Genomic DNA, 26645 nt, shown 5'->3' with positions numbered 1-26645 from the left:
GGCCTCGCCGGCCTGCTCCATGGCGGCGAACCACTTCCTGACCTCGGCGATCTCCTCGGCGTTCTGGTCGAGGGCGATCACGTTGGCACCGCGCCGGTAGCACTCGAACGCATGCCGCCCCCCGCCGCAGCCCAGGTCGAGCACCCGGTCGCCGGGGGCGAGCGGGAAGCGCGAGAAATCGACGGTCAGCACTGCGGGCTCCCATTCCTTGGTAGGAAACGTTTCTGACGCCGAGTCAGAGATATCGCGTTGCACGAACCGGGCGGCCCGCGGGCGGACCCCGCCGCCCTACGGCGCCCCCCCCGGCCCGCCCACCCCCCCAACCGCGCGCCCCCCGGCCCGGGGACCCGCGGGGGCCCCCCCCCCCCCCGCCGGGCCGGCCCGCGCCGCCTCCCCGCCGGGGCGGGGCCGGCCACTTTCCGCTCCGACACCGCCAGGCGTGCGTCCCGGGCTCCGCACGGCGGACGGCAATTCGACGACAGGACCTACGGCTGCTCGCCGTCGTGGAGGGTGCTCACCTCATCCGCGGTGAGCGCTCTGTCGTACACCCGCACCTGGTCGACGGCGCCGTTCCAGAAGTCGCCCTTCTGGCCGGCGTACTGGGCGCGCCCGACGGACAGCGGCCCGGTGCTCACATCGGCGGGTCCGGCAGCGGCGTTCGCCACGAGCTTTCCGTCGACATACAGTTTCAGGTCGTCGCCCTCGCGCACGCCGACGAGGTGGTACCACCTGCCCGACTCGGGCTTCATCTCCGCCCGGGCCCGGTGTCCGCCCGGCGTGCTGAACGCGAACGCGCCCTGCCCGTACTGGAGATAGAACGGATTCTCTGTGCGGCGGCCGTCCTGGCTGACCACGGTGGCGTAGTTGCCCGGGAGCGAGTGCATGGTGGCCCAGGCGGAGACCGTGTAGTTCTGGGTGGTGTCGACGACGGGGCCGCGGGTCTCGGCGTACTGTCCCTGGCCGTTGAACTCGAGCGCGGAGCCGTGTACGCCCGGCGTCCAGGTGGTGCCCTCGGTGAGGCTGAGCGCGCTGTGGTTGGGGCCCTGGTCGACGGCCGTGGTGCCCTTGCCCTCGTCGAGCCGCCAGTCGGCGCCGCCCTTCACCTGTTCACGGTCACCGGCGGCCGCACCGGCGGCGATGACCTGCTCATTGATCCGCCGCACCTTCTTCGGGTCGACCTTGATCTCGCGGCGGTCGTAGGTCCAGAGCCCGTTGAGTTCGTTCTCCAGGTCGGAGACCTGGGTGTACACGGAGCCGGACAGCTCGGCGCCCGCGGCCGCGAGGTAGTACGTGCGGGTGTTGTCGACGTATTTCGCCGTCAGGGCGTCCTTGTCGGCGACGCCGCTGTAGATGGCCGCGGGGGCGCCCGGCCACATGTGCCCGGGGGTACGGAGGGTGAAGCCGCCGTGCTCGCCGTCCATCGCGGCCCGGTCGTCCGGGAACGGTGCCTCACGGTTGAGGTAGTCGTGGTGGTCGATGATGTCGCCCTTGCCGGAATCACCCTTGGACGAGCAGCAGTTGACGCCACTGTGGGCGTTGACGACGCGGGACGGGTCGGCGGCCTTGACGGACTCGGCGATCTTCCCGGTCTCGGTGCGGTCCCACTCGCCCCAGCCCTCGTTGAAGACGATCCAGCCGCCGATCGAGGGCGAGTTGTGCAGCTGCTGCATCATCTGCTTGCCCTGGGTGAGGAAGGACTGCTGCCCCGCGGCATCGGTGATGTTGCTTGAGACGAAGTCCTGCCAGACCAGCAGGCCGAGCTTGTCGGCGTGGTAGTACCAGCGGGCCGACTCCACCTTGATGTGCTTGCGGACCGCGTTGAAGCCGAGCTCCTTCTGCGCCTTCAGGTCGAAGGTGAGTGCGGCGTCGCTGGGCTGGGTGTAGAGGCCGTCGGGCCAGAATCCCTGGTCCAGCATGGCGAGGGAGAAGAACGGCTTTCCGTTGAGTACGAGCTTCTGGTAGCCGCCGACCTTCTTGATCCCGATGGAGCGCATCCCGAAGTAGCTGTCGACGGTGTCCGTGGACCGGCCGTCCGTCAGGGTGACTTCCAGGTCGTAGAGGTAGGGGTCGTCCGGGGTCCACAGGTGCTGCTTCGCGACGGGCAGGCTCAGTGCGTGGTCGGCGGGGCCGGTCACCGTGCCGACGACATGGCCCTTGCGGTCGCGGGCGACGGCCTTGATCCGGGCGCCAGCCGACGCGTCGGCGGAGTTCACGGTCAGGGCGAGGCGGCCCTTGTCGATGTCGGGCGTGGTTGTCAGCGTGTCCACGGAGGCGGCGGCGACGGGCTCCATCCACACGGTCTGCCAGATGCCGGAGGACGCGGTGTAGACGATGCCGCCGGGGTTGCTCGACTGCTTGCCCATCGGCTGGTTCGGGCCGGTGGTGTCGGTGACGGCGACGACGATCTCCTGCGGGCCGCTGCCCTTGACGGCGTCGGTGATGTCGGCACTGAAGGAGGTGTAGCCGCCGGTGTGCTCGGCGACCTGCTTGCCGTTGACCCAGACCCGGGCCTGGTAATCGACTGCACCGAAGTTGAGTTTCAGCCGCTTTCCGTTACCGCTCTTGTGGCCGACGGCCCAGCTCTTCGGCACCTCGACCAACTTGCGGTAGAACATGTGGTCTTCATGGCGTTCGAGGCCGGACAGCTGGGACTCGACGGGGAACGGCACGATGATGCGCTCGTCGAGCGGCTTGCCGAAGACCGGCTGCTCGCCCGCCGCGGCACCTGCGAACTCCCAGGGCCCGTTGAGGTTCTTCCACTGGTCACGGACCTGTTGTGGACGGGGGTACTCGGGCAGCGGGTGGTTGCGGTCGAGCTTGTCGCCCCATGGAGTGGTCAGGCGGTGGGTGGACAGGTTCTTGGCCGTACGGCTGATCTGCGGGACCGCGGCGCCGCCTGCCCGGAGACCGCCCTCCCCGTCGTACGCGACCCTGACCTGCTGGTTCTTCTGGACGGGGGCGGCCAGAGTGACGATGAGGGCCTTGGGGTTGCCGGATGCCTTCGCTACCGACTTCACCGGCATCGGCGAGGTGTCGGCCTCGATCTTGAGGTGGTCCTTGACCTCGCCGAGATCGTCGATGCCGTCCTTGAAGGTCGCCTGCAGCCGCAGTCCGTCGTCGGCGACACTCAGCGCGACCGGGTAGACCTGGAAGTCGGCGGGCGGTGTGAATGCCGACTCGGGCACGATCTGTTTCTGGAGCTTCGCGCTGGACCAACGCAGGAACATGTTGGCGCCACCGGTGTCCTGGAACATCTCCAGCCGGAACTCATGGGGCTCCCCGGCGGTCAGCGCGACCGGCTTGCTGGTCTGCTCGACGTCCCAGTCGGGCAGCCAGTGGTCGATGACGGCCTTGCCGTCGATGTACAGCCTGAACCCGTTGTCGCCGCTCGCGGCGAACGTGTAGTCAGCGGTCTCGGGAGCCTCGATCCGGCCCGTCCAGCGAGCGGTCGTGTTCTCGGTACGCCCGGTCGTGGCCTCGAACGTGCCGGTGAGGCCGGGGAAGTTGATCTCCGGGTCGAGAGCCACGCCGCCGAACTCGGCGAAGTCACGGGCGCCCGGCGCGGACATGCGGAAGTACTCGCCCTTGAGCCCGTGTACATCGGTGGCCGGGTCGTCGGCCGCGAACGCGGTCGCGGTGGCGGCCGAAGCACGGGCGGGGGTAGCGGCCGAGGCCGGGACCAAGGTGGCCCCCAGTGGCATCAGCAGCGCGACGGCGCAGACCAGTGTTCTGAACAGTGCTCGGGGGCGGGATGGTTGTCGGTTCAAGGCGTCGTCCTCGTCGAGAGCAGGAGTGCCTCACACCTGTGAGGCGCAGCACACAATCGAACATTGAGCCACAACACCAAACACATAACAACGGTCATGCAGGCAGAATTTTCAACGATAGAAAGATGCTCCTGGCAGACAGACTCGCGCGGCATGCTCGTCTGTCTGCCGAGGACCGGAGTACCTCCGTCGCACGCTCCTACTGCGGCAGCCCCGAAGGCGCGGTGGCCCACGCAGTGTTGGGTTCCTCGGACAGCCGGTAGGCCATCGAGCCTCCTCGGGTGACCAGGTCCGCGTCCGTCCAGGACCGGTCGCTGGTACGGCCGTTGACCTTGACGGCATCGATGTACGGATGCGTGGCATCGGCGCCCGGGGCGCTGATCGTGATGTCCTTGCCGTGCGGCCGGCCGATCACCGCGTTCGGGAAGAGCGGGGCGCCCAGCAGCATCGTGGCGGTGCCCGGCGTCTGCGGATACAGGCCCAGCGCCGAGAAGACGTACCACGCGGACATGGTTCCCAGGTCGTCATTGCCGGGCAGGCCGCCGGGGCCCGTACCGTACACGGTGTCGAGGATCTGACGGACCGTCGCCTGCGTCTTCCACGGCTGCCCCAGGGCGTTGTAGAGCCACGGGGCGTGGATGCCGGGCTCGTTGGTCGGGTCGTAGCGCAGGGCGTCGCCGCCCTTCACCGACCATGATCCGTCGGGCTTGTGGAAGAAGCCGTCGAGCCGCTTCGCCGCGGTGTCCCGTCCGCCCATGGCCTCGGCCAGCCCCTGGACGTCCTGGGGGACCATCCAGGTGTACGTGGCACTGGTGCCCTGCGCGAAGCCGCGGTCGCTGCCCGGGTCGAACGGGGTCACCCATGAGCCGTCGAGGTTGCGCGCCTGGATGTAGCCGGTGGTCCCGGCGCCGTCGGTGGCCGCGGAGTTGAACACATTGCGCCACCAGCCTCCGCGCTCCTTGAAGGACTTGGCCTCGCCGTCGCGCCCGAGCAGTTCGGCCCAGCGGCCGAGCGCGGCGTCGGCCACCGCGTCCTCCAGCGTCTCTGCCGCGCCGCCCCAGCAGTGACACACGTCCTGGGGTGCGTAGTGCGACTTCAGGTACTGCGCCAGATTGGGCCGCTGGCCGGTGCACTGGCCGGGGCATCCCGCGTCCGAGAGTCCGTCGTCGACAGGGACGGTCGCCTGGCGGGCCAGCGATTCGTAGGCCCCTTCGTAGTCGAAGTTCCTCACGCCCATGGCGTAGAAGGTGGCCAGAGTGGCCGCCGTGGGGTCTCCGGTCATGACGTGCGTGGCACCGTTGATGTGCACCCAGCGATCCCACACCCCGCCGTTCTGCTGGGCGAAGTTGTACAGCGACTGGGCGAAGTCACCGGCGATCTCCGGCTTGAGCAGTGCGAGCAGCTGGATCTGGGCGCGGTACTGGTCCCACCCGGAGAAATTGCTGTACTGCGCCCCTTGCCCACGCTTCAACCGGTGCGGCGCGCCGTCCATGCCGGGGTAGCGGCCGTCGGTGTCGCTGATCAGGTTGGGCTGCATGAGGGAGTGGTAGAGCGCGGTGTAGAAGGTAGTGCGCTGTGCGGTGCTGCCGCCGCCGACGCGTACGGAACGCAGCTCGCGGTCCCAGGTACGGCCGGCCGCGGCCGCGACCTCGTCGACACCGGCGTGCGGGGCCACTTCCTCCTTGAGGTTGGCCTCCGCCCCGGCCTGACTGACGTACGAGATGCCGATGCGCATGTGGACATCGGTGCCGTCACCGGTGTCGAATCCGACCCAGCCGCCGGATCCCCGGCCGGCCCGGTCGGCGCCGGTGGCGTAGCCCTCGCCGCCGCTTCCCGTGGTCGCGCCCGGGGCGAGCGTGCCGTCCTTCCATGTACCGGTCGAGGTGAAGTCACGGTCGAAGGAGGCGCTGAAGTACAGCCGGTAATAGCTCTTGCGGTTGTTGGTGCCGCCATTGGCGCGGCGTCCGCAGAAGGCTCCGGTGAGGACCGAGCCGGTGACCTTGCGGTGCGCGGTGTCGATGGCGACCTGGGCATCCTCGCTGCCGTTGAGCGAGTTGGAGACGCGGAAGAGCAGGTTGGCGGGCTTACCGGCCGGGAAGCCGAAATCGGCCACGCCCGCGCGCCGGCTGACCGCCAGGTCTGCGGTGGCGCCGTTGTCCAGCCCGACGGTGTAACGGCCCGGTACGGCACGCTCGTTGTCGTGCGAGAAGTTGGCGGCGTAGACGGCGTCCTTGGTGTCGGCGGACGGCGACGAGGTGACGTCCCCGACGAACGGCATGATCGGTACGTCACCGGCGGCGCCCGGATTGCATCCGGCACCGTTGACATGGGTGAGGCTCAGTCCACGCAGCCGGGTGGTGCCGTAGTCGTAACCGTTGGCGGCGCCGGTGCTGGTCTGGTCCCCTCTGGTGCTCGTCGGCGACCAGCCGATCATGCCGTACGGGAGTGTGGCGCCCGGGTAGGTGTTGCCACCGTTCGAGGAGCCGATCAGCGGGTCGACGTAGGCGGTGGGATGTGTGACGAGGCCGGCGGTCGCCTCGGCGGCCGGGGGCATGATCGCGGCGGCGAGCGCGCCGGTGACGATCACGGCGGCCGTTCGCGCAGCGAAGCGCCTCGCCGCGGGCAACGGTCTGGGGGGCATGTCGCAGTACCTTCCGGGCAGTTGGACAACGTTGTCGAAGCTGAGGACCGGCTGGAACAACGTTGATCGATTCGCGGCCGAGAGTAGATGCCGACGACGTGGGAGGGAATGCTGCGAACGGCATACCTGGTGAATGAACGGTGAACGCAAGCAGTGGGCGGCCGCATTGCCGGCCGACATCCATATGCGCTGTGATCGACTACCGCGTCATCGCGGACGCCGCCGGGGCGGTCTCGGACTTCGATGCCGGTGCCACGACATGGCGGGAGGTGCTGATCGGCATCGACGACTCGGCGCTGGACACCGTGGGGCACAGCACCTACCCGCACGGCAGCGATCCGGAGGACCCGTTCATCGAAACGGTCTGGTGGGTCAATCGGGAACTGCTGTACCACGGAGTCGAGATCGCTCTGCTGCGCGACCCCTTCCGCGCCCGGCAGCGCTGACGGCGATGACGGCGCTCGCCTGGGGGCCAGAACCGTGGGCGGACGCACCCGGGCCCCACCGGATGTATGGCGGAGGCCCGGGTGCAGTGCCCTGCTGCGGCCGCCGTCAGACGGCGCGGAGGTACTGCTCCGGTGTGCGGATTTCACCGCCGAGTTCGCGGGCTGCGTGCTGGGCCCACGACGGGCTCCGCAGCAACTCGCGCCCGAGGAGGACCGCGTCCGCCCGGCCCTCTGTGATGATCTTCTCGGCCTGCTGCGGCTCGGTGATCAGGCCCACGGCCGCCACGGGGAGTGCGGTCTCCGCCTTGACCCGCTCGGCGAAGGGAACCTGGTAGCCCGGCCCGGTCTCGATGCGGGCGCGCGGGGCATTCCCACCGCTGGAGACGTCCAGCAGGTCGACGCCGTGGGCCTGGAGCTCCTTGGCCAGTCGTACGGTCTCGTCGACGGTCCAGCCCTCACGCTCGTCCTCGTCGTTCTCCGTGAGCCAGTCCGTCGCGGAGATCCGGAAGAGGACGGGCAGTTCCTCCGGCCAGACCTCCCGCACCGCGTCGACGACCTGCAGTGCGAAGCGGATGCGGTTCTCGAAGCTGCCGCCGTACTCGTCGTCACGCCGGTTGCTGTGCGGGGAGAGGAACTGCCCGACGAGGTATCCGTGGGCTCCGTGCACCTCGGCAACCTGGAAGCCCGCGTCGAGCGCGCGGCGGGCGGCCTCGCGGAACCGGCCGACGACGCCCTGGATCTCGTCCACGGTCAGCTCGTGCGGCACGGGGTGACCGTCGTCGAACGGCAGCGGGCTGGGGGCGACGGGCGTCCAGCCGTGCGCATCCGGCCCGACGGGACCGCCGCCCAGCCAGGGGGCAGCCGTCGACGCCTTGCGACCGGCATGGGCGAGCTGAATGCCGGGAACCGATCCCTGCCCCTTGATGAAGTCCGTGATCCGGCGGAAGGCGGCCACCTGAGTGTCGTTCCAGATGCCGAGGTCTGCCGGGCTGATCCGGCCCTCGGGGCTGACGGCCGTCGCCTCGGTGAGGATGAGTCCGGTGCCGCCGACGGCCCGCGCCGCGAGGTGGGCGAAGTGCCAGTCGGTCGCGACGCCCGCGTTCGGCCCCACAGGTTCGGCGCTGTACTGGCACATGGGCGCCATCCACACCCGGTTGGGAATGACGAGCGACCGCAGGGTGTAGGGCTCGAAGAGGGCACTCACATCGGACTCCGTTTCGACGGTGCGGAAGAATCGCTAGTACGATACATCTCGTACTACGACACCCGTCAAATTACGGCGTCTCTCGTACAAAGACGTGGACATGCGTGAGGCCCATTCCCGGTCCGTTTCCGACCCGGGAATGGGCCTCACGCGCCGCTGAGCGGCCGCATGCGGGCTATCCGCGACGCCTCAGTGTGATGTCGGCGTCCGCGTCGTAACCCTGGGTCCAGCTGCGCCCGGCGCCCGACTTCCAGGTGACGTAGGCGGTGGCCCCGTCGATCCTGACGGCTTCCACCGTCATGGCCCGGTCGCCGTCCCGAACGTCACCGCGGCGCAGCTCCTGCGCCGTGACGGTGACGGGCTCCGCCGACTGCGCGCTCTCCACCTCGTCCGCCGCACGGGCGAGAGCCGCGGCCAGTTCCCGGGACCGGGCAGGGGTGCAGATCAGTGAGAGCTCCCCCGCCGGACCCGCCACCCGGATCTCGATCCCCGCCCCAACGGGGGTCACGCCCAGGATCGCACCGTGTCCGTCGGCGTCCTCGATCTCACTCTTCATCGCTCTGCTCCCCTGCCCGTCCCATGGCTCACTTCAGCCGGAGACTCTCCTGCGGGCCCAGGTAGCTGGGCTTGAGGCCGCCGGTGTCGACCACCAGGTTCTGCAGCACCACCGTCGGGTCGACCATCCAGAATTTCAGCACATGCACACCGGCCCGGCCGATGTGGTGCACCGTACTGGTGACGTTGACGTTGTCGGAGGTGTTGCGGGCCCACTGGACGTTCATGGTGCCGTCGTCGGATCCCGTCACCGCAGTGACGTTCACGCTCTGCGGTGCGTCGTCGTCGAAGGAGACGGCGTACGTGAGGCCGTCGGAGGCCAGGGTGTTGTTACGGGGTGACAGGTAGGCGTGCACGGTGACCGGGCCGGTCGTGAACAGGGAGACCCGGTACTCCAGCCTCGGGCTGTTGCCGCCCGGGCTCTGGCGGGCGGCGGTGACCGGGAAGGGTTCCATGCCGGCGCCGGTCCGGCCGATGCCGGGGATGCGCTGCCAGGTGATCCCGCCGGCGCCGACGGAACGGGAGTAGTGGTCCGCCTCGATGGAGACGTATCCGTTGGCCTCGACGAACCCTTCGAGCTGCGAGCGCCGCTCCTTGGGGTGGTCGATCACGGCCTGGACGACGACCTGGTGGCCGTCCGGACCGCTGACCGTGATCGGCACCTCCGTCACACCCTTGGGCGCCCGTGACCAGTCGACGCGGAAGGTGATCCGGTCCTGCTTGTCGACCCGGCCCCTGACGCGGTCGGCGACGAGCCAGGAAGCCCCTGTCCGTATCCGGTAGTCGAACGGGGCGGCGCCCCGGTTGAACACCTCGATGTACTGCGCGGCCTGGCTCTGGTACGGGCTGAAGGCCGGCAGCACAGCCGGGGAGCTCTCCTTGGGCCACCACTTGTCCGAGCCGTCGACGGCCACGCCCATCTCGGCGCCGGCCGGGAGGTCGATGCGCTTGACCGCGGGGAACAGCACGTCCTTGATGGCGACATTGTTGAGCTCGGGCTGCTGCCAGGGGGCGTTCGGTCCGTAGCGGGCCACATCGCCGTAGTCGATGTGCGGCTGGGTCTGGAACCCCTGCCACTTCCCGTCGGCGACCTTCGTGTTGAAGCGGTCCGCCAGCGCCAGGTCGTCGGCGAGTCGGGCCTCGGCGGCGGCCGCCAGATCGTTGGTGAGGGCCCGGCCCTGCGCCGCGTAGTGCAGGTTCTTGAACTCGGCCTCACGCAGGGCGTAGAGGTTGGCGGTGGCCTGCACCTCGTAGCCGACCAGTTCGTACCAGGCGTCCTGGACGGAGGCGGGCAGCTTGCGGCTGATCCGTTCGGCGTCGGCCCCGAGCCGCTGCCACTCCTCGGTGACACGCTCCAGCTCGCGGTAGTCGGTCAGGCTGAACGGAGTGGCCTGGTCGTCGTAGACGATCGCCGACGCGTCCTTGGCGGGGTCCTTGGCCGGGTCGAGGGTGATCTTGCGGTTGAGCAGTTCGGGCTTGCGCCGGGACTGCAGCTGCGCGTACCTGCGGAGCACCTCGGCGATGTCCTCGGCCTGCTGCTCGCCGAAGTTCTGCCGGGCGTACTGCTCCTCCCACTCCGGCAGCCGGTCGAGGGTCCAGCGGTCGGGGTTCCAGGCGTACTCCAGGAAGAACTGCGTGGGCAGTTCGTTGCCCTTGAGGTCGCCGACGTTGGTGACCCAGAGGCCGTGGTTCCCGTAGGCGACGGACTGGTGGAGCTGGTCCCACATGTTGGGCAGCGAAGCGGTGTCCACCCACTTGTAGTTGCGGCCCACCCCGACGTAGTCGAAGTGGTAGTAGAGGCCGTAACCGCCGTCGCGCGCATCGTTCTTGAGGTCGGGGAGCTTACGGATGTTGGCCCAGTTGTCGTCGGTGAGGACGACGGTGACGTCGTCGGGCACCCGCAAGCCGCGGTCCCAGTACCGCTGGACCTCCTTGTAGAGGGTCCACACCTGCGGAATCGTGGTGACGTCCTTGCCGGAGACCTCGGCCAGTATCTGCCGCTGGGTGGCGATGATCTCGGTCATCAGCTCGATGCCGTCGCCGTCCGGCAGGCTGACATCGCCGTTGCCGCGCATGCCGAGGGTGACGACGCCCTCGAAGTCCTCGTCCTTCATCCGGCGGATGCCGTCGGCCCAGTACGCCTTGATCGCCTCGGCGTTGCGCCGGAAGGACCACTCGCCGGTGCCGCCGTAGGGGTCGTGACCGGGGGTGGTGATGTTGCCCGCGCCGTCCCGGACGGCGGCGACGGCGTGCCGGTTCCACTCCTCGATACCGCGCATCATCGGCGCCTCGTGCGAGGTGCCCATGACGACGCCGTACGCCTTCGCGGTGGCGTGGTTCTTCGGGTCGTCCTCGGCGAACGCGCGGCCCCAGACTGCCGGCCAGAGGTAGTTGGCCTTGAGGCGCAGCATCACTTCGAAGATCTTGGCGTAGAAGTCGGCGTTGAAGCCGCCCTCGAAGCCGGGGGCCTTGCCGGGGCCGAAGAACGCCGGTGCCCATGTGCCGAGCGCCGGGTTCTCGTCGTTGATGAAGAACCCGCGGTACTTCACCGCCGGGGTGCCCTGGGTGTGGCGGCCGGGCAGGACGTGCAGACCGTCCCGGTGTACGGGGGTGACGTCGTCCCACCAGTACCAGGGCGATACGCCGATCCCCCGGGAGACGTCGTACGTACCGTAGATCGTGCCGCGCTGGTCGCTACCCGCGATCACGAAGGCGCGGTCCACGCCGGGCAGCGGCTTCTCGACGACGGTCTGGAGGCTGGTCTCCCACTTGCCCTTGATACCGGAGACGTCGATCTTGCCCGCGGCGATCAGTCCGTCGATCAGCGGGCTGCGGCCGATGGTTCCGACGATGACGATCTCGCGGCCCTTCGGTGTCGCACCCCGCGAGAGAACGGGGCGGACACCGGTGACGCGCTCGATGTCGGCCTGGAGGTCACCGGCCACCCGGACGACGCCCGCGTGGTCCCGGTCGCTGACCAGGATCGGGGCCGCCGTGCCCGCTCTGAAGAGCGGGAAGCTGCCGGAGCGGGGCGTGAAGGAGATGTACGCGCCGGGGTCGGTCGGCAGTCCGGCCGTGCCCGGTGCGGCGGCCAGGGCCTCGGACGAGAGACCGAGCAGCGAGCCGAGAGGTGTTGCTGTCAGGGCGGTGAGCCCCAGTCCGAGCCCCAGAATCGATCTGCGGCTCGCGTGTTGCGGGAAGTGCCTGTCCATACTGCTCTCCCAGTTTTGTTCACACCCATGACAAATTGGACGGGTGTGCACCTTGACGAGTTGTCGGTAGGGGGTACGGGGTCCGGAGCCGCGTCAGTCGGAGGCGCCGGGCACGGCGGGCTGCGGTACCGCGGCAGCCGCCGGTTCGCTGTCGCCGCCGGGGGCGGGCGACACCGCGGCCACGATCGCGTCGGCCGTCGCGTCGGGCTCGGGGCTCAGCAGGCCGACCACCACGTACACCACCAGAGAGGTCACCAGCGGGGTCGCGATGATGGCGGTCTGGTCCGTGCTCTCCAGTACGAACTTCACCAGGACGTAGCCCAGCAGCCCGAGCGCCCAGGAGGACAGCGCGGCGCGCGGCCCGCACTTGCGGAAGACGGGCAGCAGACCGAGCAGCATCGGGATGGAGATCGGGCCCATCACGGCCGCGACCAGGCCGACGATGATGCCGAGCACACCGCCGAAGTGATCGGCCTCGATGGCGACGAGCATGCTCACGGTGATGAAGACGACCGTGCACACGCGGGCGATGAACAGTCCGGTCGCCGACGGCAGTTCCTTGGCGCGGCGCACGACCGCCGGGATGATGTCGCGGGTGACGACCGCGGAGACCGCGTTGGCGTCCGAGGAGGCCATGGCCATGGTGTGCGAGAACATTCCGGCGAGCGTCAGACCCACAAGTCCGGCCGGCAGGTACGACTCCGCCATCAGCGCGTAGACCTTCTGCGGTTCGGTGATGTCCGGCAGCAGCACGGCCGCGGCGACGGGCGGGAACAGCAGGACCGCCGGCCAGATCACGTACAGCAGCGCGGAGAGCCCGGCCGAACGGCGGGCGGCCTGCGGGGTGTCCGTGGCCATGTAGCGCTGGGCCAGGTTCCACATGCCGCCGTTGTACTCGAAGAGCTTCACGACGATGTACGCACCGAGGAAGGTTGCGGTGTAGGGGCCGACCAGCGGGTGGCCGTGGCCCTCGGGCAGCTTGTGCCAGATCGTGCCCAGACCGGATATGCCGTCGCCCAGACGGTCCAGCACCACCCAGACCATGGCGAGCGCCGCGATGCCCTGGATGATGAACTGGCCGAAGTCGGTGAGCGCATCGGCCCAGAGCCCGCCCACCGTGCAGTAGAGCAGGGTGACGACACCGGTGATCAGGATGCCGGCCGTCATCGACATGCCGGTGAACACATTGAGCAGTACGGCGACGGACGCCCACTTGGCGGCCACGTCGAACACCTTGAGCAGGGCGCCGCTCCAGGCGAGCGCCTGCTGGGTGGGAACGTTGTAGCGCTTGGCGAGATATTCGAGCGGCGAGGCGACCGCGTATCGCTGCCTCAGCCGGTTCCAGCGCGGTGCGAACAGCCAGGCGCCCACACCGGTGGCCAGCGCGAGCGGCAGGAACGCCCAGACGTAGACGGTGATGCCGACGCTGTACGCGATGGCCGCGTAGGCGACGAACACGGCGGCGCTGTAACCGGACATGTGGTGGGAGATGCCGGACAGCCACCAGGGCATCCGGCCGCCACCGGTGAAGTAGTCGCTCACATCACCGACGCGGCGGTGCGACCAGAGGCCGATGAGCAGCATCACCAGGAAATAGCCGCCGAGGGCGGCCCAGTCGAGCCAAGCCATGAATGCTCCTTGGAATGCTGTGATGCGCGGAGGTACTGCGGCGACCATGGGCCGCCGTCGCTCACCAGCGCGGAGTCTTCTTCTCGTAGTGGGGATCGATCCGCTGCATGTAGCCAGTGTCGTCCCGGTTGCGCAGACCGCAGCCGAGGTACTGCTCATGCAGGCGGGCGAGGGCGTCGCGGTCGAGTTCGACACCGAGCCCCGGCCCCTGCGGAACCCGCACGGCCCCGTCGGTGAACGTCAGCGCGCCCGGTTCCACGACTTCCTCGGTCTTCCACGGCCAGTGGGTGTCACAGGCGTAGGTGAGGTTCGGCGTGGCGGCCGCCAGATGGGTCATCGCGGCCAGGCTGATCCCCAGATGCGAGTTGGAGTGCATCGACAGCCCCATGGCGAAGTTGTCGCAGATGCCGGAGAGCAGCTTGGAGCGGTGCAGGCCGCCCCAGTAGTGGTGGTCGGAGAGCACCACCTGGACCGACCCCTGCTCGACGGCGGGGGCCAGATGCTCGAACGCGACCACGCACATGTTGGTGGCCAGCGGGATCGGCGTCTGCCGTGCCACCTGCGCCATGCCGTCCAGCTCGGGCGTCGGGTCCTCCAGGTACTCGAGGAAGCCCTCCAGTCGGCGGGCCACCTCGACCGAGGTCTCCACGCTCCATGCCGCGTTGGGGTCCAGTCGCAGCGGCACGTCGGGGAAGGCCTCGCGCAACGCCAGGACCGCCTCGACCTCCTCCTCGGGCGGCCGGACACCGCCCTTGAGTTTGATCGCGGTGAAGCCGTACTCGGAGATCATCCGGCGCGCCTGGGCGACGATGGCCTCCGGATCCAGTGCCGCACCCCAGTCGTCCGGCTCCTGTCCCGGGTGCGCGGCCCACTTGTAGAAGAGGTACGCGCTGAACGGCACGGATTCGCGTACCGCCCCGCCGAGCAGGTCGCTGACCGGGCGACCGGCAGCCTTGCCCTGGAGGTCCAGGCAGGCGACCTCGAAGGGGGAGAACACCCGGTCCACGGCGCTGCTGGTGGTGATCATCCCGGTCAGTCCGGAGCCGCCGACTCCGTTGTCCGAGGACAGGACTTCGGCGACCTTGCGGTGCATGGCACCGAGCGCGTACGCGTCCATTCCGACGAGGGCGTCCGCGGCTGCCCGCAGCCGGCGCAGATGCCCTTCGTCGGCGTAGGTCTCGCCGAGGCCGATGAGGCCCTCGCCGGTGTCGATCTCGACGATCGCACGCAGTGCGTACGGTTCGTGCACTCCGACCGCGTTGAGCAGCGCCGGGTCGCGGAAGGCGACCGGGGTGATCCTCACTGCGTGGATCCGGAGGCCGGCCGTCACCGCACTGCCTCCACTGTGCTGTTGATCATGGGCGCTTTCAGTCCCTGCCTGCGGCCAGCGTGAGGTCCTGGCTCATCGCGTTGTACGCGGCCTTGGCCTTGTAGTTCTCGTCGAGGATGTTCGCCGCACCCTCGCCCGTGAAGACGCCGGGAACCCAGGAGTACTTGTCGGTGAAGCCCCACACCGTGAAGTCGGTGCAGTGCTCGGTGAGCAGGCAGCCGCGCAGCAGTACGTCGTAGGCCTCCGCCTGCGCCTCCAGCTCGGTGTTGTCGGCGGGCATCGGGATGCGGACGTCCGCCTCGGTGATCGCGGTCTCCAGACCGAGGTCGTCGAAGCGCTTCATGTTGGTGGCGATGTCGTGCGGGGCGCTGTACTGGACGTCCAGGTGTCCCTGGATGCCGACGCCGTGAACCGGCACGTGCTCCTTGCGGAGCTGCGTGACGAGGTTGTAGAGGGCGGTGCTCTTCGCGTTGACGCCCTCGATGTTGTAGTCGTTGATGAAGAGCGTGGCCTTGGGGTCGGCCTGGTGCGCCCAGCGGAAGGCGTCGGCGATGTAGCCGGGGCCGAGCTTCTGCAGCCAGATGCTGTTGCGCAGGGTGCCGTCGTCGTTGAATGCCTCGTTGACGACGTCCCACTGCCAGATCTTGCCCTTGAAGTGGGTCACCTGGTCGGTGATGTGCTTGTGCAGGATCTCCCGCAGCTCATCGGCCGTGAAGTCGCCGTTGTTCAGCCAGGCGGGCAGCTGGCTGTGCCAGACCAGGGTGTGGCCCCGGACCAGCTGGCCGTTCTCCTTGGCGAAGTCCACCAGCTCGTCGGCGGGGGACCAGTTGTACGTGCCGCGCTGCGGTTCGACGGCCTCCCACTTCATGACGTTCTCCGGGGTGACCGAGGAGAACTCCCCCGCGGCCTTGGCCCGGTAGGGAGCGTCGGCGGCCAGCGCGGACATGTCGACGGCCGTCCCGATTCGCAGATCGGCCCGCTTGCCGAGGGCGCCGAGAGTCTTGGCCGCGGCGTCGCTCTTCGGCTTCGTGTGGTGGGCGGCGTTCTCGGGGGTGGCGCTGGCGGCGATGGTGAACGTGGAGACGAGCAGGGCTGCGGCGGCGGTGCCGACCACGAGCGCCTGGTTTGCCTTGCGCATGACAGGTCCTTTCGGTGGACGTGGTTTCCAGGGGGCCGGCCGCTCCCTGACGGAGAGGGCCGGCCCCTGACCGGGGTCGATGCGTGCGTTTCAAGAGGATGCGAAGTGGAGATTTCGAAAGTTTCGAGAACCTCCCAGCACAGCCGACAAGAAGGCCGAGATTCCGCGCGGGGAGGCTCTCGGAACGAGGGAAGGACGGTGCGTCAGTTCCCGGCCGTGGCCGGGGTCTGCACCGCCTCCTCGACAGCGGTTTCGCAGACCAGCCGGCGACGGTGATCGACCGTGCGCTCGGGGCCGGTGAGCCTCAGTCGTACCGTCTGCCGGATGTCGGAGACGGCACTCGATGTGGCGAGCCGCAGTTCCAGATCGCCTGGTTCGACGATCCGTCGGCCGCCGATGCCGGTGAAGGACACCAGATCGGCATGGAATTGGAAGCGGACCTTCCGGGCCTGCCCGGCGGCGAGCTCCACCCGGGCGTAGCCGATCAGCCGTGCCTGCGGGCGGGTGGTCTGGGCGACCGGGTCGTGGACGTAGAGCTGCACGATCTCGGCGCCTTCGCGGTCACCGGTGTTGCGGACGGTGACCTCGATCCCGGCGGAGCCGTCGGTGGGGATCTCGGCCGGAACGGGATCGCCGGGCTCCCAGGAGAAGGTGGTGTACGAGAGCCCGTGGCCGAATGGGTAGAGCGGTGTCGGGTCCAGGTTGCTGACCCCGTTCGCCAGGCCCAGCGGCGGCTGGAGGTAGGTCCACGGCTGGCCGCCCGGACCGTGCGGGACCCCGAGAGGCAGCCGTCCGGAGGGGTTGACCCGCCCGGAGAGCACACCGGCCAGCGCCGGACCGCCCTCCTCGCCGGGGAAGAACGCCTGCACGGTGGCGGCCGTCCGGTCGGCCCAGCGGCCCAGCGCGTACGGACGTCCTGTCAGCAGGATCAGGATCACCGGGGTTCCGGTGGCCAGCAGCGCGTCCAGCAGTTCGCCCTGGACACCTGGCAGGGAAAGGTCGGCGGCATCGCATCCCTCACCGGTGGTGCCGCGGCCGAAAAGGCCGGCCCGGTCGCCGAGCACGGCGACGCAGACATCGGCGTCCCGGGCGAGCTCCGCTGCGGCGGCGATGCCGGAGGTGTTCGCGCCGTCCACCTCGCAGCCCTGTGCCGAGGACAGCTTCGCCTCGGGGAACTCCGCGCGCAGCGACTGGAGCACGGTCGGGATGTCGATGCCCATCGGCACCTCTGGGTGCGAGACGCCGACATGGCTGGGAAAGGAGTAGCAGCCGAGCATGGCCAGGGCGTCGTCGGCGCGCGGCCCGACGACCGCGATCCGGCCGTCGCCGCGCAACGGCAGCGCGCCGCCGGGGTTGGCGAGCAGCACGACGGCCTGCTCGGCCAGGTTCCGGGCGAGCGCCCTGTTCTCCGGCGGGTCGAGGTCCACGGTGTCGCGCGCCTGCTCGGGGTCCGCCCCGGCCAGCACGGCGGGCAGCGGCGACCATTCCGGATCGAGCAGTCCGAGCTCGCACTTCTGCAGCAGGACCCGGTTCAGCGCCCGGTCGACCAGTTCCTCGGCTACGACGCCGTCCTGTACGGCGGCGACGAGCGCATCGCCGTAACTGCGGACGGTGGGCAGTTCGACGTCCACCCCTGCGGCCAGCGCGAGGCGGGCGGCGTCGGCACGGTCCGCGGCGACCTTGTGCAGGGTCTCCAGGAAGCCGATGCCGAAGTAGTCGGCGACGACGGTGCCGTTGAACCCCCAGGTGTCCCTGAGCAGTTCGGTGAGCAGCGCCGGGTCGGCCGCCGTGGGGACGCCGTCGATCTCGGTGTACGAGGACATCACCGAACGGGCGCCTCCCTCGCGCAGCGCCATCTCGAAGGGCGGGAGGACGACGTCGGCCATCTCCCGCGCTCCGGCCCGGACCGGCGAGAGGTTGCGGGCGCCCGCCGACGCGGCGTATCCGGCGAAGTGCTTGAGCGTGGCGACGATGCCGGCGGACTCCAGGCCCCGGACGTACGCGGTGCCGATGGTGCCGACCAGGTACGGGTCCTCGCCGATGGTCTCCTCCACGCGGCCCCAGCGCAGGTCGCGCACGACGTCGAGGACGGGTGCCAACCCTTGGTGGACACCCACCGACCGCATGTCGCGGCCGATGCGGTGGGCCATCTCGGTGATGAGATCCGGGTTCCAGGCGGCTCCCCAGGACAGCGGTACGGGGTAGGCGGTGGCCCCCCAGGCGGTGAAGCCTGCGAGGCACTCCTCGTGGGCGAGCGCCGGGATGCCGAACCGTCCGGCCGCCACGATCCGCTCCTGGGCGCGGGCCAGTGAGACGGCACCGACGCCGGGGTCCACCGGGGCAGTGCCGAACGGGCGGGTCAGCTGGCCGAGGCCGCGGGTGGTGAGTTCGTCCCAGTCGACCGGGTCGATCATGTCGTTCTGGTGCGGTGCGACTCCGTCGCCGTCGGCGTCGGCGCCCACCCAGACTCCATACAGCTGGGCGGCCTTCTCCTCCAGGGTCATCCGGGCGACGAGGTCGGCCACCCGCTCCTCGGGGGTGAACGAAGGGTCGCGCCAGGGGCCGTCGACCGCGGTAACGGGTTCGGTCTGTCGGGCATGCGGGACGGGGTGGATTGCCATGGCGGCAGGGGTTCCTCTCGTGAATGCGGCGGTACGGGGCGGCGTGGGAGAGCTACTTGCCGCCCACCCCCATCAGTCCGTTGACCAGCGCCTTCCGTGCCACGAGGTAGACGGCGAAGATGGGTACGACGGAGAGGACGATCGCGGCCAGAACGGCCGGGATGTTGACGCCGAACTGGGTCATGAAGTTGAAGAGACCGAGGGTCAGTACCCGGTTCTCCTCCGACTGCGTCAGGATCAGCGGGAACAGGAAGCCGTTCCACGCCTGGAGCGCGGTGTAGATGGCCACCGTGCTGATGCCGGCCTTGGACATGGGGACCGCCAGCTGCCACAGCATCCGCAGGGGCGAGGCGCCGTCGAGCGACATCGCCTCGTACATCTCCTCGGAGACATCGCGCATGGTGCCGCTGAGCACCAGCACTGCCACCGGCATCGCGAAAGCGGCGGTCGGCAGGATGATCGCGGGCAGGGTGTCGTACAGCCCCATCTTGCCGATGAGCAGATACAGCGGCACGATCACCGCCTGTGCCGGGATCGCCACGCCGAGCAGGAAGGTCCGGAAGGCGAGCGAGGAGAGCCGGCTGCGGGTGCGCACCGCCACATAGGCGACGGGCACCGAGAGCAGCAGCACGATGGCCACGGTGGACGCGGCGACAATCGCCGTGTTGGCGAGCATCGTGGAGAAGCCGCTGTTCAGCACGGTGTTGTAGTTGTCGAGCGTCGGATTCGTGGGGAAGGCCAGCGGGTCGCCGTTGAGCGCCTCGTCCTGGTGCATCAGCGACGAGGAGATCAGGGTGTAGAGCGGTACGACCACGATGATGAGCCAGACCAGCGAGCCCAGACCGGCCAGTGGGTTGCCCCAGCGCTTGCGGCGGCCGGCTGCTGCCCCATGGCGTCGGACCGCGGGCGACATGACCGGCGCCTCGGGGCGGGTGTCGATTGACATCTCGTCACATACCTTCCCGGGTGGACCGCATGTTCCCGAAGCCGCTGAAGCGGACCAGGATCAGCGACAGAGCGGTGGCCACCACGACCAGGGCCGTGGCGATCGCCGCGGCATAGCCGAGGTCGTAGGTCTGGAAGCCGGTCCGGTACATCAGATACGGCAGGACCGTGGTGTCCGTGCCGGGACCGCCCTTGGTCATGATCAGCACGGTGTCGAAGTACGTCAGCGAGCCGACGATCATCAGGACCGACGAGGTCGTGATGGTGTGGCGCAGCTGCGGCAGCGTGATGTGGAAGAACTGCCGGAACATGCCGGCGCCATCGATTTCGGCCGCCTGGTACAGCACCTCGGGGATCTGCCGGGCGCCGCCCTGGTAGATCAGGGTGTGGAACGGCATGAACTGCCAGCCGCCGACGAACGCCACGGTGAGCAGGGCGCCGGTGGAGGATCCCATGATGTTCGGGTCGATCCCGAACCAGGGCCCTATCTCCTTGATCACGCCGAAGTTGGGGTCCAGCAGGGCGTGGAAGAGCATGGCGATGGCGGTGGTCGAGAGCAGCAGCGGAACGAAGAAGACCGCGGAGAGCACGGCCCTGCTGCGCTGCCGGCCCGCCGCCCAGACACCGAGGAGCAGTGCCACAGGGGTCTGGAAGGCCCAGCTGACGGTGGTCAGCAGAAGGCTCAGCCAGGCGGCCTGGCGGAATTCGGAATCCTTGAACAGCCGGGTCCAGTTGTCCAGGCCTGCCGGGGTAGGGGAGTTCAGCCCGTCCCACCGGCAGAAGGAGAGATAGACGGCGATCGCCAGCGGGACGATCGCGAAGACGGCGAAGAAGAGGATGCCGGGCAGTGCCCAGCTGACCGGAGGACGGCCGACGTTGCCGACGGCCGTCTTCCTGCCCCCACGTGTCTTCACGTGCGGAGTGTGGTGGGACATGCCTACTTGACGGCCTTCATCGCTGCGACGAACTGCTCAGGGGTGGACTTGCCGGCGAACAGCTTGCTGATCTCGGTGAGCAGCGGGGTGGCGTACTGGGACTCCAGTGCCTGGTCCCACGAGAGCGTGAAGCTGGGCGCCTTCTGGACCAGGCTGTACTGGTCGTTGGCGAACTGCGGGTTGGGCGACGTGCTGAGCATCGAGGCCGCGTTGGACGTGGTGGGGATGTCGCCGTTGTCGACCAGGGCCTTGGCGTAATCCTGCGAGGCCATCGTCTTCAGGAAGGCGATCGCGGCGTCCTTGTGCTTGGTGCGCGCGTTGACCGACCAGTAGTTGGTCGGGTTGCCCACCACGTCCGCCGCGTCGCCGACGCCGCCGGCCACGGTCGGGAAGGCGGTCCAGCCGAGGTCCTTCTTGGCGAACTCCGGCGCCTTGCCCAGCTGGGTCGAGTACTCCCACGAGCCCATGAGGTGCATGGCGGCCTTGCCCTTGTTGAGGAGCGTGGGCGCGCCACCGTTGCCGTAGTCGACGGAGTTGAAGTTCTTGCCGAAGGCACCCTGGTCGACGAGCTCCTTGACGGTCTGGGCCGCCTTCAGCACCGCAGGGTCGCCCCAGCCGGAGGTGTCGCCGTTCTGGATCTTCTGGAAGACCTCGGGTCCGCCGATCCGGTCGAGCAGGTACTCCATCCACATCAGCTCGGGCCACTTGTCGGCGCCGCCGAGAGCGAAGGGCGTGATGCCCTTGGCCTTGAAGGTGGTGATGGCGTTCTGCAGGTCCTCCCAGGTCTTGGGGGCCTCGATCTTGTTCTCGGCGAAGAGCGACTTGTTGTAGAAGAGCATCACGGGCTGCATGCCGCGCATCGGCACCCCGTAGATCTTCCCGTCGAGGCCGCCCGCCGTCATGATCGACGGAAGGAATCCGTCCTTGAGCTCAGGGGTGCTGTTGACCGTCGACGTGAGGTCGACCAACTGCTTCGCGTCGACGTACGGCTTGATCGAGCCGCCGCCCCAGTTGAAGAAGACATCCGGAGCGCTGGGCGAGCCCATGGAGCTGCGAAGCTTGTTCACGTAGTCGGTGCCGGGGACCGACACCAGCTTGACCTTCACCTTGGAGGTCTTGTTGAAATCGTTCACCGCGGCCTGCTGAACCTTGACCGCGTCGTCTCCGTACACGTAGGCGGTGATCGTTCCGCCGTCGCTGCCGCCGTTCCCGCTGGAACCGCAGCCGGTCAGCAGCCCGGCCATGACCATGGCTGCACCCGCCGCGGTCCATCTCGCCGTTCGCGTACCGTGAGTGAAAATGCCCGCCCGCATGACCGCACCTCTGTCGAATGTTTCGGAGATTCGCTCGAATGTTGCCGGAACCGTACGGTCGCGTTTCGGGCACGTCAAGAGGCCTGACGAGGTATTTACCAAGCAGGACCGGCGCACCCGGTTGAGGCGGCGGGAGGCTACGATTCCTGCATGAGCCCCGCAAAGGTCCATCCCCAACAGGAGAAGACGCCGATCGGCGAACCGCCGGAAGGCAGCGCCACGCTGGCGGAAATCGCCCGGGCCGCCGGAGTCTCGGCTCCGACAGTTTCGAAGGTGCTGAACGGACGCGCCGACGTCGCCCCGGGTACCCGTACCAGGGTTGAGGAACTGCTGCTGCAGCACGGCTACCGCCGCAGGCGTGGCTCCACGGCGCAGTCCCAGCTGATCGACCTCGTCTTCCACGAGCTGGACAGTGCCTGGGCCATGGAGGTCGTCCGAGGCGTCGAGAACGTCGCCCGGGAGGAAGGACTGAGCCTGGTGCTCTCCGAGAGCGCCGGCCGGCTGACCCCAGGCCAGACCTGGGTGGACGGTGTGCTGGCCCGTCGGCCGGTCGGGGTGATCCTGGTGCTCTCCGACCTGACGGCCGCCCAGCGTGCCCAGCTGACCAGCCGCAACATCCCGTACGCCGTGGTCGACCCGGCGGGCGACCCGGGTGACGACGTGCCGTCGGTCGGGACCACCAACTGGCAGGGCGGGCTGGCAGCCACCCGCCATCTGACCGGTCTGGGACACCGCCGGATCGGCGTCATAAGCGGCCCGTCCCGCATGATGTGCAGCCGCGCCCGCGTCGACGGCTACCGGGCCGCGCTGGAGACCGCGGGCCTGCCCTTCGATCCGGAACTGATCCGGGAGGGCGAGTTCCACCACGAGGCCGGCTACGCGGCGAGCCTCGAACTCCTGCAACTGCCCGACCCGCCCACCGCTTTGTTCGCGGGCAATGATCTCCAGGCCCTCGGCATCTACGAGGCGGCCCGCGAACTGGGGCTGCGCATCCCGGAGGACCTGAGCGTCGTCGGGTTCGACGATCTGCCCCTCACCCGGTGGATCGGACCACCGCTCACCACGGTGCGCCAGCCCCTCATCGAGATGGCCGAGACCGCCGCCCGCCTGGTCCTCGACCTCGGCCGGGGCGGCCGGCCCGCGACCACCCGGGTCGATCTGGCCACCAAGCTGGTGGTACGCAGCAGCACCGCCGGGCCCAGCCGCTGATCCCTCCTGCCCGTACCCGCTCACCCGGTCCGACCTGCGCTTCAATTCCGTTGCGGGCCGGGCGGGAGCCACGTACCGTCCCCCGTCATGACGACCCCCACCCTGCACACCGGGCGGCTGCTCCTGGAGCCGTACACACCCGCGGACGAGGACGGCTTCGTGGCGCTCTTCCAGGACGCCCGGGTGTCCCGGTGGATGGGTGACGGACCCCGTACCGAGGCCGAGGACCGCGCCCTGTTCGGGCGGGTCTTCAGCAAGGTGTACGCACAGGAGCTCTTCGACGTATGGGCCGCGCGACAGGGCGGCCGTCTGGTCGGCCATGCGGAGATCAAGCCCTCCTCGTCCCCGGAGGTGGACGGCCACGAGATCGTCTACGCCCTGGCACCGGCCGCATGGGGACAGGGGTTCGGCACCGAGATCGCGCAGACACTGACTTCGTACGGGTTCGACGCCCTCGGGCTCACCGAGGTGCATGCGACGGTGGCCGCCGAGAACGCAGCGTCGCTGGCGCTGCTGAGCCGGATCGGCTTCCGGCACGTCCGGGACACGGTGGAGGACGACGGCAGCACGACCCGGGTCCTGACGCGCTCCGCAGACGCCGGCATCGCCGGGGCAGATCAGCCGCGGTAGACGTCCAGACGGCCGCACATGCCGAACTTCCCGTACGCCGAGGGCTGTTCGGCGTGCACACAGGCGTCGGCGAGGTATCCGCCGTCACCGCGCGCCAGAGCGTCCAGCTGTCCGCCGGTCACCTCGGACGCGGCAGCTGCTCCCTTCTGCCAGCGCCCCCGCCAGTCCTCGGTCCTCGGGCGTACGAGTGCGGCGGCGGCCCGGTGGAAGTCGGCGAGCGGTTCGGGGTCACCCGCCTCGGTGGCCCGGCGCAGCGCGAGAAAACCCTCGACGGCGAGGTCACGGCGGGCGCGGGCGGCCCGCTCCTGTTCCTCTTCGGAGCCGTCGACGGGAAGGGCGACCGCCACCCGGTAGGCGTCGGGGTCCGCGAGGTGGCGGGGCGGCAGAGTGAGTACGGCGTCACCGGCCTCGGGCAGCCCGCTGTTCTCCATGAGGACGACGATGCGCAGCCCGTCCTCGTTGACCAGGCGGTGGATCGTGCCCGGCGTGAACCAGACCAGGGCACCCGGGGCCAGTGGCGTCTGCCGGAACCCCGACGCGGTGAGGGTCTGCACCGAGCCCGTGCCCCCGACCACGACATACCCCTCGGAGCAGGTGAGGTGGAGGTGGGGCGTCCCGCCGCGCAGGCCGTCCGCGGTGGGCCAGTCGTAGACCCTCAGGTGGGAGACGGCAACGGCACCGGGCAGCCCTTCGAAGGTCGGCACAGCTACTCCTCGGTCTCTCTGCGTCGGCACGGGGCAAGCGCTTTCTACACCTGCTGCACCGTACCTTCGCCGACCGTGGAAGCAACAGGGTCCGGGCGACCGGAGCTGCCCTGCGGGCCACTGTCAGTGGTGGGGTGCAGACTGGCCCGTATCCGACACAACGACGTTTCGGGAGGTTCGGCCATGACCGACGTACTACTCACCGTGGGTACCCGCAAGGGACTCTTCATCGGCCGCAGGCGCGGTGGCGCGTGGGAGTTCGACGGCCCGCATTTCAATGCCCAGGCGATCTATTCGATCGGGATCGACACCCGCAGGCAGGTCCCCCGACTACTGGTCGGCGGGGACAGCGCGCACTGGGGCCCTTCGGTCTTCCGCTCCGACGACCTGGGCAGCACCTGGGTCGAACCTCAGCAACCGGCCGTGAAATTCCCTCAGTTCACCGAGGCATCGCTGGAGCGGGTCTGGCAGCTCCACCCGGCGGGCCCCGAGGCGCCCGATGTCGTGTACGCGGGGACCGAGCCGGCGGCGCTGTTCCGTTCTCAGGACGGCGGTGTGTCCTTCGAACTGGTCCGCCCGCTGTGGGAGCATCCGACGCGTTCGAAGTGGGTGCCGGGCGGGGGCGGCGAGGGTCTGCACACGATCCTCACGGACCCCAGGGATGCCCGGGCCGTGACGGTCGCGGTCTCCACGGCCGGGGTGTTCCGTACCAAGGACGGCGGCGCGAGCTGGGCTCCGTCGAACAAGGGAGTGTCGGCGGTCTTCCTCCCCGACCCGGATCCGGAGTTCGGTCAGTGCGTCCACAAGGTGGCCCGGGACGCGGTCGATCCCGACCGGCTCTACCTCCAGAACCACTGGGGAGTGTTCCGGAGCGACGACTCCGGGGACAACTGGACGGACATCGGCCGGGGCCTGCCCTCCGATTTCGGATTCGCCGCAGCAGCGCACCCGCACCGCGCGAACACGGCGTACCTCTTCCCGATCAACGCCGATGCCGACCGCGTGCCGGCCGAGCACCGCTGCCGGGTCTTCCGCACCGGCGACGCGGGCAGCACCTGGGAGCCGCTGTCGGCGGGGCTGCCCGAGGAGACGCATTACGGCACGGTGCTGCGCGATGCGCTGTGTACGGACGACGCCGACCCTGCGGGCGTCTACTTCGGCAATCGCAACGGCGAGGTGTACGCGAGCGCGGACGACGGGGACAGCTGGCAGCAGCTCGCCTCGCACCTTCCGGACGTCCTCTGCGTCCGGGCGGCGGTCATGGGCACGTGACCGGTGTGGTCATCAGCAGTGGAGCAGGGCCCGCGGCAGCAACTGCCCCGGCCTTGATGCAGTCGGTCAGGATGCAGAACTGCACGACGTGGCGACCGGCGCGTAGGCCGGAGTCGGTCGGATTCACCCCACAGTCCTGAATCCGCTGTTACCGCTGCTGGAGGCCGGGGTGTTGGACGACCGGGCGGCGACCCGGTAGCGGTGGCAGTAGGAGTGGTGGCACAGATATGAGCCGCCCCTGATCACCCGGCGTTCCCCCTGGGGCGGGCCTGTCGGGTCGGTGTGCGGCGAATCGGCGTAGTAGTCGGCGGAGAACCGGTCGGCGCACCACTCCCACACATTGCCCGCCATCTCGTGCAGCCCGAAGCCGTTGGGCGGGTAGACGCGGACGGGTGCGGTCGCCAGCCAGCCGTCGGCCCCCGTGTTGACGCGCGGGAACGCGCCCTGCCAGATGTTGCACAGCCAGCGCCCGTCCGGCGTCAGTTCGTCACCCCAGGGAAAGCGGCGGCCGGGCAGCCCACCGCGGGCGGCGTACTCCCACTCGGCCTCGGTGGGCAGACGCCGTCCAGCCCATGTGCAGTACGCCGTCGCGTCGTCCCAGGAGACGTGGACCACGGGATGGTCGGGCTCGGCCTCGGACAGCGGACCGTGCGGGTGCCGCCAGTCGGCGCCACGCACCTCCAGCCACCAGGGCACCACCGGGTCCGCCGTCAGTACATCGGCGGGCTCGGCGGCCACCGCCAGATGGAAGACCGCGGAGTGTCCGGACCGCTCCGCCTCGGTGCGATAGCCGGTCTCCTGCGTGAACGTCTCGAACATCGCGACGGTGACGGCCGTGACATCGATACGGAAGGGCGAGAGCCGTACGGCGTGGACGGGCGTCTCACCATCGTCCGCGTAGCCCTCCGCGAACGCGTCACCCATCCGGAACTCACCGCCCGGCAGCGCGATCTCGTCGTGTACCGGGGGCCGGGGAGCGGGGGCGATCGTGGCCGCCCCGCAAAGGCTCTGCCCGGATACGGGAGCGCAACAAGTTCTTGACTGCTTCATGGCGCGAGTATATGAATACCCTCACATACGTGCACTAGCACATA

At 69.2% G+C, this 26645-nt stretch carries 19 protein-coding genes; 4 read left to right on the top strand and 15 right to left on the bottom strand.

Annotation, left to right across the window (positions count from 1 at the left end; genetic code table 11):
- The 3 genes from ACFVYE_RS09980 to ACFVYE_RS09970 all read right to left on the bottom strand — a co-directional run.
- The coding region (locus ACFVYE_RS09980; RefSeq protein ID WP_389604940.1) for a class I SAM-dependent methyltransferase at positions 1–192 on the bottom strand (192 nt) is incomplete at its 3' end.
- Between the two features lie 293 nt (positions 193–485).
- The gene (locus ACFVYE_RS09975; protein ID WP_389604938.1) at positions 486–3767 is read right to left on the bottom strand and encodes a LamG-like jellyroll fold domain-containing protein; all 3282 of its coding nucleotides are present in this window, start codon (positions 3765–3767) and stop codon (positions 486–488) included.
- Between the two features lie 199 nt (positions 3768–3966).
- A complete protein-coding gene (locus ACFVYE_RS09970; RefSeq protein ID WP_389604936.1) occupies positions 3967–6408 on the bottom strand; it encodes a GH92 family glycosyl hydrolase in 2442 nt (813 codons plus the stop codon).
- A gap of 191 nt (positions 6409–6599) precedes the next feature.
- Here ACFVYE_RS09970 and ACFVYE_RS09965 point away from each other — a divergent pair, with 191 nt between their 5' ends.
- Positions 6600–6854 carry a hypothetical protein gene (locus tag ACFVYE_RS09965; RefSeq protein ID WP_383978032.1) on the top strand — a complete coding sequence of 85 codons (255 nt, stop codon included), beginning with the start codon at positions 6600–6602 and terminating at the stop codon, positions 6852–6854.
- A 106-nt stretch (positions 6855–6960) separates the two neighbouring features.
- On the opposite strand, the gene ACFVYE_RS09960 is transcribed toward ACFVYE_RS09965, so the two are convergent.
- From ACFVYE_RS09960 to ACFVYE_RS09915, 10 genes are all read right to left on the bottom strand, one after another.
- Positions 6961–8058, bottom strand: a complete 1098-nt coding sequence (locus tag ACFVYE_RS09960; protein ID WP_383978029.1) for an NADH:flavin oxidoreductase/NADH oxidase — start codon at positions 8056–8058, stop codon at positions 6961–6963.
- 175 nt (positions 8059–8233) lie between these two features.
- Positions 8234–8614, bottom strand: a complete 381-nt coding sequence (locus ACFVYE_RS09955; RefSeq protein ID WP_383963599.1) for a hypothetical protein — start codon at positions 8612–8614, stop codon at positions 8234–8236.
- 28 nt (positions 8615–8642) lie between these two features.
- The gene (locus ACFVYE_RS09950; RefSeq protein ID WP_389604933.1) at positions 8643–11825 is read right to left on the bottom strand and encodes a glycosyl hydrolase 115 family protein; all 3183 of its coding nucleotides are present in this window, start codon (positions 11823–11825) and stop codon (positions 8643–8645) included.
- Between the two features lie 93 nt (positions 11826–11918).
- Positions 11919–13454, bottom strand: coding sequence for a sodium:solute symporter family protein (locus tag ACFVYE_RS09945; RefSeq protein ID WP_383963594.1), 1536 nt, complete (start codon positions 13452–13454; stop codon positions 11919–11921).
- A gap of 61 nt (positions 13455–13515) precedes the next feature.
- The gene (locus ACFVYE_RS09940) at positions 13516–14784 is read right to left on the bottom strand and encodes a glucarate dehydratase family protein (RefSeq protein ID WP_383963592.1); all 1269 of its coding nucleotides are present in this window, start codon (positions 14782–14784) and stop codon (positions 13516–13518) included.
- Between the two features lie 37 nt (positions 14785–14821).
- Entirely contained in the window at positions 14822–15922 is a 1101-nt protein-coding gene (locus ACFVYE_RS09935) for an endo-1,4-beta-xylanase (RefSeq protein ID WP_383963589.1), read from the bottom strand.
- A gap of 203 nt (positions 15923–16125) precedes the next feature.
- Positions 16126–18543 carry a glycoside hydrolase family 3 N-terminal domain-containing protein gene (locus ACFVYE_RS09930; protein WP_383963586.1) on the bottom strand — a complete coding sequence of 806 codons (2418 nt, stop codon included), beginning with the start codon at positions 18541–18543 and terminating at the stop codon, positions 16126–16128.
- Positions 18544–18595: 52 nt separating this feature from the next.
- Complete coding sequence (locus ACFVYE_RS09925; protein WP_383963583.1) at positions 18596–19489, bottom strand: carbohydrate ABC transporter permease; 894 nt, start codon at positions 19487–19489, stop codon at positions 18596–18598.
- A gap of 4 nt (positions 19490–19493) precedes the next feature.
- Positions 19494–20423: a carbohydrate ABC transporter permease gene (locus ACFVYE_RS09920; RefSeq protein WP_383963580.1), complete on the bottom strand. Its 930-nt coding sequence runs from the start codon at positions 20421–20423 to the stop codon at positions 19494–19496.
- Between the two features lie 2 nt (positions 20424–20425).
- Positions 20426–21673, bottom strand: coding sequence for an extracellular solute-binding protein (locus ACFVYE_RS09915; RefSeq protein ID WP_383963614.1), 1248 nt, complete (start codon positions 21671–21673; stop codon positions 20426–20428).
- Between the two features lie 213 nt (positions 21674–21886).
- Here ACFVYE_RS09915 and ACFVYE_RS09910 point away from each other — a divergent pair, with 213 nt between their 5' ends.
- Both ACFVYE_RS09910 and ACFVYE_RS09905 read left to right on the top strand, forming a co-directional pair.
- Positions 21887–22945, top strand: a complete 1059-nt coding sequence (locus tag ACFVYE_RS09910; RefSeq protein WP_383963577.1) for a LacI family DNA-binding transcriptional regulator — start codon at positions 21887–21889, stop codon at positions 22943–22945.
- Positions 22946–23032: 87 nt separating this feature from the next.
- Positions 23033–23575 (top strand): GNAT family N-acetyltransferase, encoded by a 543-nt coding sequence (locus tag ACFVYE_RS09905; protein WP_389604929.1) that lies wholly within the window; start codon positions 23033–23035, stop codon positions 23573–23575.
- Here ACFVYE_RS09905 and ACFVYE_RS09900 read toward each other — a convergent pair.
- Positions 23563–24279: a cupin domain-containing protein gene (locus ACFVYE_RS09900; RefSeq protein WP_383963571.1), complete on the bottom strand. Its 717-nt coding sequence runs from the start codon at positions 24277–24279 to the stop codon at positions 23563–23565. The two genes, ACFVYE_RS09905 and ACFVYE_RS09900, sit on opposite strands and share 13 nt — an antisense overlap.
- A gap of 183 nt (positions 24280–24462) precedes the next feature.
- Between ACFVYE_RS09900 and ACFVYE_RS09895 the strand changes: the two genes are divergently transcribed.
- The gene (locus ACFVYE_RS09895) at positions 24463–25551 is read left to right on the top strand and encodes a WD40/YVTN/BNR-like repeat-containing protein (RefSeq protein ID WP_383963568.1); all 1089 of its coding nucleotides are present in this window, start codon (positions 24463–24465) and stop codon (positions 25549–25551) included.
- A 123-nt stretch (positions 25552–25674) separates the two neighbouring features.
- On the opposite strand, the gene ACFVYE_RS09890 is transcribed toward ACFVYE_RS09895, so the two are convergent.
- The gene (locus tag ACFVYE_RS09890) at positions 25675–26601 is read right to left on the bottom strand and encodes a formylglycine-generating enzyme family protein (RefSeq protein WP_389604926.1); all 927 of its coding nucleotides are present in this window, start codon (positions 26599–26601) and stop codon (positions 25675–25677) included.
- Positions 26602–26645: the final 44 nt, after the last annotated feature.

Origin of the sequence: Streptomyces sp. NPDC058239, from assembly GCF_042882185.1 — a bacterium.
GTDB lineage: Bacteria > Actinomycetota > Actinomycetes > Streptomycetales > Streptomycetaceae > Streptomyces.
Note: the sequence above shows the minus strand (reverse complement) of the source record. Positions and strands in the feature narration are given on the sequence as shown.